This window comes from Microbulbifer agarilyticus S89 (assembly GCF_000220505.1).
GTDB classification, from domain to species: domain Bacteria; phylum Pseudomonadota; class Gammaproteobacteria; order Pseudomonadales; family Cellvibrionaceae; genus Microbulbifer; species Microbulbifer agarilyticus_B.
Map to the genome: position 1 here is coordinate 49,434 of NZ_AFPJ01000012.1, position 12,191 is coordinate 61,624.

The window sequence follows — 12,191 nt, forward strand, 5'->3', positions numbered from 1 at the left end:
GACCCAAAGAGTCCCAGCCTTGTCAGAGAACATCACCTCCGTTACCGCCGTCGACGATACCGCAACGACCCATACACCGAATTTGCCTGGCGCCGGCATCAGCTTGGCAAGCGCCGCGCGCATTATTGCCGCCGGCGGCGTGATCGCGCACCCGACCGAGTCCGTTTGGGGCCTTGCCTGTGATCCCAATAATGCGGACGCGGTGCAGCGCCTGCTGCGCTTGAAAAATCGTCCACTGGAAAAAGGGCTGATACTGGTATCCGGCGACGTGAACCACTTCTCCGCCTTGCTTCACAATCTATCCGGTGACCAGCGCGCACGGATCGATGCCACCTGGCCGGGGCCGGTTACCTGGCTGGTACCGCATTTTGACCAGATACCGCCGTGGGTCAGCGGTGTGCACCACAGTGTCGCCCTGCGTCATACCAACCACCCGTTCACCGCGGCACTGTCGCGGGCCTTTGGTGGTCCAATTGTGTCGACCTCCGCCAACCCGGCGGGCTGCCAGCCAGCGCGCCACAAATTCCAGGTGCTGCGTTACTTTGGCGATGCGTTGGATTTTATTGGCGGCGGCAGTACCGGTGGGCGCGCCTCCCCCAGCGAAATTCGCGACGCTTCCAGTGGTCGCATTGTGCGTGCGGGATAAGCCCGCAACACGTTTGATAGAAAAACTTATTACTAGCGAAATAAAATCGTGAGCATTGCATGAGTAGCATCGACATCCAGGCCGTCAAACAATATCTGCTGGACCTGCAAGACCGCATTTGTGTGGAACTGGTAGCGGTAGACGGGCAGGAATTTTTTGAGGATACCTGGGAGCGCGAGGGTGGTGGTGGTGGCCGCACCCGGGTGCTGGAAAACGGCAATGTTATCGAGAAAGGCGGGGTTAACTTTTCCCATGTGCACGGTGACAAGTTGCCACCATCGGCCACCGCGGCACGCCCCGAGCTTGCTGGTCGCTCTTTCGAAGCCATGGGTGTGAGCCTGGTTATCCACCCGCGCAACCCCTATGCCCCCACCAGCCACGCCAATGTGCGCTTGTTTGTAGCGCAAAAAGAAGGCGCAGACCCGGTGTGGTGGTTTGGTGGCGGCTTTGACCTGACTCCCTACTACGGTTTTGAAGAAGACGTCGTGCACTGGCACCAGACCGCGAAGGAGGCCTGTGCGCCCTTTGGTGAGGATATTTACCCGCGTTTGAAAAAGTGGTGCGACGAATATTTTTACCTGAAGCATCGCAAGGAAGCGCGCGGTGTGGGCGGCCTGTTCTTTGATGACTTCAGTGAAGGCGGCTTCGATAATGCATTTGCCTTTATGCAGGCAGTGGGTAATGCCTATCTGGATGCTTATCTGCCGATCCTGAAACAGCGCAAGGACACACCCTATGGTGAGCGCGAGCGCGACTTCCAACTGTACCGTCGCGGCCGCTATGTGGAATTCAATCTGGTATTCGACCGCGGCACCCTGTTCGGCCTGCAAAGTGGTGGCCGCACCGAATCAATTCTGATGTCGCTGCCATCCGAGGTGCGCTGGCGCTATGACTGGCACCCGGAAGAGGGCAGCGCCGAAGCGAAGCTGTATACCGACTTCCTGCCACACCGGGACTGGATATAAAACGCTTTGCCGGAGTCATAGGTTGTGGAGCTGCTGTAAAAAGAGGTAACGAAATGCACAAGGCTCGTCTCGAAGACATCAATAAATTATTTCTCGAATACCGCCGGCTGTTCGAGGCGCGCGACGCCGAGCAGATCGCGGATTTTTACCGGTTCCCTCTGCACTACCATTTCTCCGATGGCAAAAAATCCCAGTTGGACCGGGACTATTTTATTGATCGGGTGGAGAAACTGTTGAAGCTCTATCAGAAACTGGGCGTAACCCAGATTGTCGGTGCGGTAACCGATGTGATTGAGTTGAACGAAAACGCGAGCCTCGCCACCCTGAATTGGATATTGCTCGACGCTCGTGGTGAAAAGCCGAAGCAGGTATATAGTGCCAGCACCCGCTATCTGGTGAGTGAATACCAGGGTGAACTGAAAATCGATAGCCTGATTGGCGTCGACGAAACCGTGCAGGTGCGCAAGGCACTGCGCGCACTGTAATGACATGACTTGTAACGATACACACGGAACGCATAGCAATTAATTGCGCTGTTAACCAGCAGGCGCTGCGCAACATAACAAATGAGATTCAGGTTACTTATGGATAAATATGCGGTCATCGGTAATCCCATCGAGCAGTCCATGTCGCCGGTGATCCACCGCGCCTTTGCCAGGGAAACCCATCAGGATCTCGAGTACGGCAAACTGTTCGCCGAAGTCGATGGGTTCAAACCGGTGGTGGACAAATTTTTTGCCACCGGCGCGCGAGGGTTGAACGTCACCGCCCCGTTCAAGCTGGATGCATTTCAGTACGCCGATACACTCACCGAACGCGCGCGCAGTGCGGGTGCGGTAAATACCCTGGCACTGCAGGAAGATGGCCGTTTGCTGGGCGACAATACCGATGGCCCCGGACTGGTGGCAGATATTCGTGACAACCTCGGCTGGCAGATTCGCGGCAAAAAACTACTGGTGCTGGGTGCCGGTGGCGCTACCCGCGGCACCCTGTTGCCTCTGCTGAACGAGCAGCCCGCACGGCTGCACATTGCCAATCGCACCGCAGCCAAGGCGCATCAGTTGGCGGAAGATTTCCAGCGTTTCGGCAGCGTGACTGCCGGCGGCCTGGAAGATATTCCCGCGGGTTTCGATCTGATCATCAATGCCAGTGCGGCCGGGCTGAGCGGCGAGCGCCCGCATATTGACGCGTCGGTAGTGGGCCCGGACTGCTGCGTCTACGACATGGTCTACGGTGCAGAGCCGACGCCGTTTATGCGCTGGGCGGCACCGCTGGGCGCCCGTACCGCGGATGGCCTGGGTATGCTGGTGGGCCAGGCGGCCGAGGCATTTCACCTGTGGCGGGGTGTGCGCCCATCCGAGGCACCGGTGCAGGCGATGTTGCGTGAAGCCCTGCATAACAAACGCAATGCCGAGGCGGGAGAAACGGGCTGAGGCGAGGCGTTTCCATAGCCAACTATCATTTCATCCCGGTGGCCACTTATAGGTGTTGTGACCGCCGCGCCACACTATCTTTTGGGGTTCCGGCGGTGCAAGTGCGACCAGGGGAGCCCAAAAAGCCATCTTTTGCGGCCAGATAGCGCCGATACTGCGATGAAACCCGTGGGAAAACGCCGTATAGCGTACTTTTACGGCCAATTTTTGCTATCCTCTCGCCCCTAAAATTTTCGGGTCGGGTGGGCGCACTCTCGAAAGCGTGACCAGTAAGACCCTGTTTTTCCCCGGTGCCGCCAGTGAACAACAGCGCTGTGGTGCCCGCGAACACTGGAGTTATCCCCGTGAATCAGCTGCCGTTTGAAAAAGTCACCATTGTGATGGGTTCGCAGTCCGACTGGCCGACCATGGAAATGGCTACCAAGCCGCTCACCGAGCTGGGTGTGCCCTTTGCCACGGCCGTCGTTTCTGCGCACCGCACGCCGCAGCGTATGGTGGAGTTCGCCTCCACCGCGCACGAGCGCGGTACCCAGGTGATCATCGCTGGTGCCGGCGGCTCTGCGCACCTGCCGGGAATGATTGCGGCCATGACCCCGCTGCCGGTAATCGGCGTGCCGGTGGCGAGCAAGTTTATGACCGGCATGGATAGCCTGCTGTCTATCGTGCAGATGCCCAAGGGTGTGGCCGTGGCTACCCAGGCGGTGGGCGCATCCGGTGCCTTCAACGCTGGCCTGATGGCGGCGCAGATGTTGTCGCTGACCGATCCGGAATTGCAGCAGCGCCTGATCGCCTGGCGTGAAAAGCAGAGCGCCGGTGTGCCGTTTGAAGTTGAATAAGCCGGTTTGCTGATTAATTCGAGTTACTGACCAGCTAGATTTTTGAATAGTGCGACAAGCACGGAAGGTTTACGAGGTATCGCGGAAATGACATCCAGCCAAGAGCAATCTGCACAGCGCCGTGTCGGTATTGTCGGCTGCGGCCAATTGGCGCAGATGATGGCCCAGGAAGCCCGCCCGCTGGGGATCGAGTTCAGTTTCCTTGCCGAAGGTGGTGAAAGCACCACCTGTGTGGAAGGTCTCGGCACCATCGTGCACGCCAGCGAAGGCACTGACATCGAAGAACTGTACAAGGCGATGGGCAGCCCCGAGGTGATTACCGCCGAGCGCGAAAGTGTCGATGTTGGCCTGCTGCGCGCGCTGGAAAAATTCTGCCCGGTGTACCCGCGTCCGGATGCCTTTGAAAAGACCCAGCACCGCGTGCGCGAAAAAACCGCGATCAACGATGCCGGCCTGCCGGTGGCGCCTTTCCGCCCGGCCAACAATTACGCTGAAATCTGTGCGGCGGTCAAAGAACTGGGTTACCCCTCCTTTATCAAAAGCTGTGAGCACGGTTACGACGGTAAAAACCAGTGGCGTGTAAACAGCGACGATGACCTCGCTGCGATTGCCGACCAGGTGCCGGCGCAGGAATACGTGGTAGAAAAGGGCATCAACTTTTCCCGCGAGGTTTCCCTGATCGGTGCGCGTACCGCCGATGGCAAAGTGGTTACCTATCCGCTGGCCGAGAACGATCACTACAACGGCACCCTGCTGGTATCCACCGCGCCGGCGCCGCATGTGGATGAAAAGCTGCAAACCACCGCTGAAGAATACCTGTCCACGCTGTTGAACGCCTGGGACTATGTGGGTGTACTGGCGATGGAGTGTTTCGTCAGTGACGACGGCCTGCTGATCAACGAGCTGGCACCGCGTGTCCACAACAGCGGCCACTGGACCCTGGCGGGCGCTAAAACCAGCCAGTTCGCCAACCATGTGCGCGCAATTCTCGGCATGCCATTGGGCGAGACCGGCTGCGACCGCGTGGCAGTCATGATCAACATGTTGGGTGTGGATAAGAAGCCGGCGTTGCAGAACGAAGGTGTCTGGTCTTACGGCAAGGAACTGCGCCCGGGCCGCAAGATGGGTCACGTGATTTTGCTGGATGATACCCAGGATGCGCTGGCTGCGCGTATCGACAGCATGCTGGAAGAGCTGTACGGACCGAGCAAACGCCCGGCGTAAATTACCCCCGGTGGCGGTAGTCTACCGCCACCCTCACTTCTACTGATGTAGCCTACTGGCCCCTCAAACTTCCAACCGGTTTCGATTCTTTTCCCTGAGTTCTGGCATACTCCTTCTATTCACCCGCGCAATTTGCAGGCGGGGATAACAAGAAGTTGGGGGATCTGTTCGTGCGAGAATTTATCAAAAACCTATCCATCTGTTTTGCTGCCGGCGGTGTTGCGGGCCTGTGCTATGCGCTGGGCTTGTGGGCACTGGGGCATTACGGGATTACTCGAGCGCTGTCCGTGGATATTGCGCCGCACCTGTCCAATGCCTACCTTTACCAGCGCGTTGTCTGGGGCGGTATTTGCGGCTTAATTTTTATGCTGCCGTGGCGCAAAAGCTGGATTACCCGTGGATTTCTGCTATCCCTGATACCTGCGGGCATTTTGCTGCTGGTACTGTTGCCCATGCGCGGGCTGGGTGTGGGTGCGCTGGCATTGGGTACACTGACGCCGCTGGTGATCATCCTGGCCTGTGCCGCGGGCGGCATCGCCGGCTCGGGATGGCTGCGCGCGCAGGGAAAATAACCTCACACAATTGACTGGCAATAGGGCAGATCGTATGAAACGCACACTATCCATCGGCATACTGTTCGCAACCTTTTCCGTCGGCGCCATTGCTTCAGAGCAGGAGACCCGGGACCTGATTGGACTGGGTGCACTTACCTTTGCCGATAACTGCAAGAAGTGCCATAAGATTGACGGCTATGGCGAGGAGGCGTTGTACCCATCTCTGCGCAATCCTGCGTTGCTGGCAAATAAACCGCTGTTGATCGATACCGTATTACACGGGCGTTCGGCACCGCGTCGTAATGGCGGCGAAGAGGATTTGATGCCGCCACTGGAATTTCTGACGGACCGCGAGATCTCGGCGATCATCGCGTTTATCACCAATACCTGGGGCGATGAGGTAATGGTGGTGAGTGAAGAGGAAGTTAAGGCGGCGCGCTGAATCGGCTGCGACCCTTAGTACGGAACGAGAAATTTTCCTGCAATAAAAAAGGTCGGCCTATGGCCGACCTTTTTTGTGCAAGCCTGCTTAGGCGGGCTTTCTCGCCAGTGGCTGGCACATGCAGTGCACGCCACCGCCGCCGGCGGTGATCATGGAAATGTCCGGGTCGATTACCTGTAGGCCGTGGGCACGGCATTTTTCTTTCAGTTCGGTATTGTCGGCGGGCAGCATTACACGGTCGTTACCGAGCGCTACCACGTTGACCCCAAGCTCCATTACCTGCGGGTAGGAGATGTCGATAATTTCAAAGTTGCGGTCTTTGAACCACTGCACCAGTTCGGGCTCCACCGCGTCCACACATACCGCGACCAGTTTTTCCGCGAGTGCGGCTACCAGTACATCCAGGTGTAGGAAGTAGGGGTCGAACTGGTAGCCTTTTACTTCCCAGCCTTCTTTTTCGATCCAGCTCTTCATCTGGTTGAAGCCCTGGGGTGAGGTGCGCTCGCCGCTGTAGCCACACAGGATGACACCCGGCTCCAGCACCATAAAATCGCCGCCCTCAAGGCTGCCGGCGGTGATTATGTCGTAAATGGGGATGTCGAGTTTCTGGTAGGTCTTCACGACGTCGACCCATTCGCCGCGGCGCCACGGGGAATACATTTGGGTAACGATCGGCCCCCATGGGGTCATGACGCTGCTGTCGCGGGCGTACAGCTGGTAGGGGAGGTTGCCGTCTGCGGGCAGCAGGTGGGTGTTAACACCGGCCTGTTTGTAGGCGTCGAGCATTTCCTGGTGCTGGCGTTTGGCGACGGCGGCATCGAATTCTCGGCCGAGGCGCACGGACCGGCGCGAGGCGGCGTTGCCCATCTGCCAGGTGTAGTGGTCGATGGGGCCTACCAGCAGGTCGGTCAGCACGCCGTATTCGGAGTCGATACCCCAGCGTTTGAGGGCCTCGGTGTTGCCGTTGTCTTTGCGGTGTTTGTAGGTGAATTCAGTCATTGTTGGTTTCCCGAATTTTGCGGAGCTCTGTTTTGGCTCCGTGGCGCCCCTGCCGCCGGCGGCTATTCGCGAGACACGCCGTGCACCCATCCCTGGGGGCTCTTCTAAAACATCCCTGTTTTAGAAGGTCTCGCGAATAGCCACCGGCAACAGCGGCTTCGCATTAAATTTTTTACTTCGTAAGTACGTTCGTTACTTGGCGTTGTTGGCCATCTTTAGCATCGCGTGCAGCAGTACATTCGCACCGGCTTCCAGATCCTTCGGCTCCGCATTTTCCGCTTCGTTGTGGCTCAAGCCTTTTTCGCAGGGCACAAAGATCATGCTGGTGGGCGCGACACGGGAGATGTACACGGAGTCGTGACCGGCACCGGAAACCATCTCCTTGTTGCTGTAGCCGAGGTCGGCGACGGATGCGCGCACGGCTTCGACACAGTTCTTGTCGAAGGCCACGGCGGGGGAGCGCCATTCGTCGCGGATGTCGTGTTCCAGTCCGGTTTCCTCGGCGACGGTAGCGGTGATTTCGCGGAAGCGCTGGTCCATGGAATCGAGCACTTGCTGGTCCGGGTGGCGCAGGTCGACGGCGAGCACGAGTTTCTCCGGCACGGTGTTGCGGCTGCCCGGCTCGACGCGGATATCACCGAAGGTGGCACGGGCCCAGGGGCCGTGTTCGGCGGCGAGTTGGTACAGCTGGTCGAGGATCTTGTGCAGGCCCATAAACGGGTCGCGGCGGATTTCCATGGGGCTGGGTCCCGCGTGGCAGGGCTGGCCAATCAGGGTGAGGTCGTACCAGTTCATGCCCTGCACACCGCTCAGTACGCCGATCTGTTTTTGTTCGGCTTCCAGAATTGGGCCCTGCTCGATATGCACTTCAAAGGCGGCGGCCAGTGGGCGTGGCTTGGCAGAGGCTTCGCCCTTGTAGCCGATGCGCGCGAGTTCGTCGCCAAAGGATTTGCCTTCCTTGTCGGCGCGGGCGTAGGCGTAGTCGAGGTCGAACTCGCCGGCCCACACGCCGGAACCGATCATGGCGGGGGAGAAGCGAGCGCCTTCTTCATTGGTCCACACGGCGACTTCCAGTGGTGCTTCCGTTTCGATACCGGCGTCGTTGAGCGCGCGCACCACTTCCAGGCCTGAGAGCACGCCATAGACGCCGTCGAATTTGCCCCCGGTGGGCTGTGTATCCAGGTGGGAGCCGGTGAGCACCGCAGGTAGTTCCGGGTTGTTGCCCGGGCGGCGCGCGAAGATGTTGCCCATTTCGTCTACGGAGACGGAGCAGCCGGCGTCTTCACACCATTTCACGAAGAGATCGCGACCCTGTTTGTCGAGGTCGGTAAGGGCCTGGCGGTTACAGCCGCCTTTGTCGGTGGCGCCGATTTGCGCCATCTCCATCAGGGAGTCCCACAGGCGCTGGCCGTTGATGCGCACTTGGCTGGTATCAGTCATGGAGTCGATCCGCACTTTTATTGTGTTGGAGGATGAATAGGGTTTAGCACAAGTCTATGGTTTGTTTTTGTGAACACAATTAACTATTAATTGCCACTTTGGTATCTTTTTGGCACCAAGCACAAGCAAACCCCGCAGGCGGGGTGTTTCCGAGGTAAACCATGGCAGCAGAGCTGCGAAACCTGTCCCTCACATCATTGCGCAGCTTCTATGCGGTGGGCCGCCACTGTCACTTGCGGCGCGCGGCGGAGGAGTTGCATGTGTCGCACCCGGCGCTCAGTCGGCAGATTCGCGAGCTGGAGGAGAGGCTGGGCACCGCGCTGTTTCTGCGCAGCGGCAACCGCCTGTCACTGACCGCGGCAGGCAAGCGCCTGCACCGCTCGGTCTCCGATGCGTTCGGGCGTCTCGAGCAGGGCCTGCTGACACTGGACCCGGACAATCTTGCCGGTGAGGTGGTGGTCGCGGCCACCGCCACCATGGCCTCGCGCTGGCTGCTGCGGATTCTCGCCGAGGTGCAGCAGCGCTACCCGGAGATCCGTTTGCGCCTGACGACCATTGAGCCGCGTGCGGCAAGGCTTGATGAGGAGGTGGATATAGCCATCTGTCTCGGTGAGCCGGACGCGCCGGGACGCCAGGTTACCCCGCTGTATCAGGAGCACTATTTGCCGGTGGCGAGTCCCCAATTGCTGCAGGCACATCGCCGCGCGGTGCGGCCGGCAGATCTGTTGACGCTGCCGCTGCTGCACGATCGTCAGCAGCAGTGGCGCGGCTGGTTCACTGCGCAGGGTGTGGAGTATGCACCTGCGATCCAGGGTGTGACGGTGGATTATGCCTATCAGGCGATTGAAGCGGCGCGCCTTGGTATGGGTGTGGCGCTGGCGGATCGATTGGAAGTGAGCGAAGACCTCACCAGCGGGCGTCTGGCGACGGTGATCGAGCGCCCGTATACGATCGGCCAGTTTCTGTATCTGGTGAGTGACCACCACGCTGCCATGCATGACCGGGCGCGGCTGGTACTCGCTAGCGTGTTCCAGTGGCTGGAGACCCGCGGTGCGGTACTGGCAACCCCGGTGCTCACATTGCAGCAGTCCCTGACGTCTACTGCAAAAGACGCCGATCGCTGATTGCTGTGTTGCCTGCGTCCCGCTTTTTTCCCGTGTGACTGCACGTCGCCCACCAAGCCTTGTATCACCTGTTTTGTATCACCTGTTCAGGTGATACAGGCCAACTTGCCCGTGGCGCATACTGAATAAACCTTCAAACAACACCAAGCACGATGCAATACCACAACAAGCTCTACATCGATGGCAACTGGGTGGAATCCACTTCCGACACCTGGCTGGAAGTGATCAATCCCGCAACCGAATCTGTTATTACCCGTGTGCCCGCCGGCAGTGCCGACGACGTGGATCGCGCGGTGCAGGCCGCGTCCCGAGCATTTGATGCCTGGGCCAATACCCCGGCCACGGAGCGCCGCGCACTGTTGCTGCGTGCGGCCGACCTGATGCACGCGCGGCAGCAGGAGTTGATTGCAGCGGTATCCGACAGCATGGGCTGCCCCCAGCATATTGCCGGCTGGTTGCAGGTGGAGGGGCCCATCGAGGCCATGCGCCTGTTCGCCGATCAGGCCGGAATTACCGAAGAGACCGAAGAGCTTGGCCACTCGCTGATATGGCGTGAAGCCGTTGGCGTGTGCGGGTTTATCAATCCGTGGAATTACCCTTTGCACCAGTTTGTTGGCAAGGTGGGCGCAGCGCTCGCCGCTGGCTGCACCATGGTGGTCAAACCCTCCGAACAGACACCGCTACAGGATTACCTGATGGCGGAAATTTTCCACGAAGCTGGCCTGCCGGCGGGCGTATTCAACCTGGTGCCGGGACACGGCACTGAAGTAGGCCGCGCGCTATGTGAGCACCCGCTGGTGGACATGATGTCGTTTACCGGCTCCACCCGCGCCGGTATCGAGATCGCCAAGGCCTGTGCACCGACGGTCAAGCGTGTCACCCAGGAGTTGGGTGGCAAATCCCCGTACATCATTACCGAGGATTGTGAACTAACCGCGGCGGTGCGTTACGGCGTCGACGACGTGATGATCAACAGCGGTCAGACCTGCACCGCACTTACGCGCATGCTGGTGCCGCGGAGTCGTATCGACGAGGCGCTGGACATTGTGCGCACGCGCGTCGCCGAGATCGAAGTGGGCATGGGTGAGTCTGCGTTTATGGGCCCGGTTTCTTCCCAGCGTCAGTGGCAGCAGGTTCAGGACTATATCCAGATTGGTATGGACGAGGGTGCAACACTGGTGTGCGGTGGCCTCGGCAAACCGCAAGGGTTGGAGCAAGGCTATTTTGCACGGCCAACCGTGTTTGCCGATGTCACCAATGACATGCGCATCGCGCGCGAAGAAATCTTCGGCCCGGTGCTGTGCGTTATTGCCTACGACAACCTGGAGCAGGCGTTGACGATCGCCAACGATACACCCTACGGCTTGTCTTCCGGCGTATTCGCGAAAGACAACACCACTGCGCTGACCATTGCGCGACGCATCCGCGCCGGGTTGTGCTTTGTTAATGGCGGTGAGTTCAATTACCAGGCGCCGTTTGGTGGCTTCAAACAAAGCGGTAACGGCCGCGAGTTTTCCCACCATGGCGTGGAAGAGTTTACCGAAATCAAATCCGCACAACTGGGAGCGCCTGTGAACTGAGTTTTGCACGTGCAGCCGGCACAAAAGCCGGAAAAAATTCAGCGCAATAACGCGCACGCGACGGCAGGCCATTGTGATTTAGGCGAGTTGCCTTTCCAGGCTGAGCAATGGGTCTGGCTCGCCACTGCTATGCTGGCGCAACGCGCTGATAAAAAGATAAAACAGCTCTGACTGCGAGGTGACATCGAGCTTGGCATAGATGTTTTTGCGGTGAGTTTTTACCGTATCGACGCTGGCATCCAGTCTTTCCGCCATCGACTTGATGGAATGCCCGCGCATGGTCAGGTGCAGCACTTCGCATTCGCGATTGGTCAGGCGCGAACTGCCGAAATTTTCCAGTGCGCTATCCAAACGCTTGCCGAAACTTTCCTGACCTGATTCGGCAGTCTCATAGCTGGCCATCCACTTCCTGAGTATGTTTTCCACCACCGGCGTTAACGAGTGCAATACTGCCGTTTCCTGATCATTGAAGCGCCCGCTGCCCAGATCGCGCGCGCGGCCAATCGACAGGCTGGCGATCCTGCCGTTACGGCCCAGTACTAAATAACAGGCCTCATCGCCCAAGTTAGCCTCGCGGTAGTACTTACGAAAATATTCTGTGTGCGAGAAGGCATCGGGCGCGACCTCGCGCAGGAAGAACAACCCCTGTTTCTCATCGTCCATCACCGCGCGGTAAAACGGGTCGAACAGGTAGGCGCCTTCAATGTACCGGTCGACCTGAGTGCTGGGCTGTTCATTGGCCAGCAAGCGGTGGTGGACAATTTCTGGTGCGTTGCCCGAGTGGTACAAAATTGCCATGCTGCTGTTGCCATGCACCAGCTGTTCGACACCGCGCAGCAATGCATACACCCGCTGTGAATCCGAGTCGCAATCCAGCAGAGTGCTGACGCACTGGTGCCAGTGGAATAAATTCGGCGCGACGCTCATGCCGAATACCTGCCGGATCGC

13 protein-coding genes are annotated in these 12,191 nt (G+C 58.9%); 10 read left to right on the plus strand and 3 right to left on the minus strand.

All coding sequences use genetic code 11. The features are described 5' to 3' along the window. Positions 1–19: 19 nt before the first annotated feature. The 8 genes from AS89_RS0104120 to AS89_RS0104155 all read left to right on the plus strand — a co-directional run bounded on the left by AS89_RS0104120 (position 20) and on the right by AS89_RS0104155 (position 6,100). Positions 20–646 (plus strand): L-threonylcarbamoyladenylate synthase, encoded by a 627-nt coding sequence (locus tag AS89_RS0104120; RefSeq protein ID WP_010131099.1) that lies wholly within the window; start codon positions 20–22, stop codon positions 644–646. Positions 647–705: 59 nt separating this feature from the next. After that, positions 706–1,611 (plus strand): oxygen-dependent coproporphyrinogen oxidase, encoded by a 906-nt coding sequence (gene hemF / locus AS89_RS0104125; protein WP_010131100.1) that lies wholly within the window; start codon positions 706–708, stop codon positions 1,609–1,611. A gap of 53 nt (positions 1,612–1,664) precedes the next feature. Next, positions 1,665–2,096, plus strand: coding sequence for a hypothetical protein (locus AS89_RS0104130; protein WP_010131101.1), 432 nt, complete (start codon positions 1,665–1,667; stop codon positions 2,094–2,096). 99 nt (positions 2,097–2,195) lie between these two features. Then, positions 2,196–3,044 carry a shikimate dehydrogenase gene (gene aroE / locus AS89_RS0104135; protein ID WP_010131102.1) on the plus strand — a complete coding sequence of 283 codons (849 nt, stop codon included), beginning with the start codon at positions 2,196–2,198 and terminating at the stop codon, positions 3,042–3,044. A 344-nt stretch (positions 3,045–3,388) separates the two neighbouring features. Then, on the plus strand, positions 3,389–3,880 hold the full coding sequence (purE, locus tag AS89_RS0104140; protein WP_010131103.1) for a 5-(carboxyamino)imidazole ribonucleotide mutase: 492 nt from the start codon (positions 3,389–3,391) through the stop codon (positions 3,878–3,880). An 87-nt stretch (positions 3,881–3,967) separates the two neighbouring features. Further along, positions 3,968–5,104: a 5-(carboxyamino)imidazole ribonucleotide synthase gene (locus tag AS89_RS0104145; protein ID WP_010131104.1), complete on the plus strand. Its 1,137-nt coding sequence runs from the start codon at positions 3,968–3,970 to the stop codon at positions 5,102–5,104. Between the two features lie 170 nt (positions 5,105–5,274). After that, on the plus strand, positions 5,275–5,676 hold the full coding sequence (locus AS89_RS0104150; protein WP_033229933.1) for a hypothetical protein: 402 nt from the start codon (positions 5,275–5,277) through the stop codon (positions 5,674–5,676). A 34-nt stretch (positions 5,677–5,710) separates the two neighbouring features. Continuing rightward, complete coding sequence (locus AS89_RS0104155; RefSeq protein WP_010131106.1) at positions 5,711–6,100, plus strand: c-type cytochrome; 390 nt, start codon at positions 5,711–5,713, stop codon at positions 6,098–6,100. Positions 6,101–6,187: 87 nt separating this feature from the next. On the opposite strand, the gene AS89_RS0104160 is transcribed toward AS89_RS0104155, so the two are convergent. Next, the gene (locus AS89_RS0104160) at positions 6,188–7,099 is read right to left on the minus strand and encodes a dimethylarginine dimethylaminohydrolase family protein (RefSeq protein ID WP_010131107.1); all 912 of its coding nucleotides are present in this window, start codon (positions 7,097–7,099) and stop codon (positions 6,188–6,190) included. A 192-nt stretch (positions 7,100–7,291) separates the two neighbouring features. Continuing rightward, the gene (locus tag AS89_RS0104165) at positions 7,292–8,539 is read right to left on the minus strand and encodes a Zn-dependent hydrolase (RefSeq protein ID WP_010131109.1); all 1,248 of its coding nucleotides are present in this window, start codon (positions 8,537–8,539) and stop codon (positions 7,292–7,294) included. A gap of 161 nt (positions 8,540–8,700) precedes the next feature. On the opposite strand from AS89_RS0104165, the gene AS89_RS16850 reads away from it, so the two are divergent. Both AS89_RS16850 and AS89_RS0104175 read left to right on the plus strand, forming a co-directional pair. Further along, a complete protein-coding gene (locus AS89_RS16850; protein ID WP_010131110.1) occupies positions 8,701–9,663 on the plus strand; it encodes a LysR substrate-binding domain-containing protein in 963 nt (320 codons plus the stop codon). A gap of 152 nt (positions 9,664–9,815) precedes the next feature. Beyond that, entirely contained in the window at positions 9,816–11,243 is a 1,428-nt protein-coding gene (locus AS89_RS0104175; protein ID WP_010131111.1) for an aldehyde dehydrogenase family protein, read from the plus strand. Between the two features lie 78 nt (positions 11,244–11,321). Here the strand turns inward: AS89_RS0104175 and AS89_RS16855 are convergent, their stop codons facing one another. Continuing rightward, positions 11,322–12,170, minus strand: a complete 849-nt coding sequence (locus tag AS89_RS16855; protein WP_010131112.1) for a helix-turn-helix transcriptional regulator — start codon at positions 12,168–12,170, stop codon at positions 11,322–11,324. Positions 12,171–12,191: the final 21 nt, after the last annotated feature.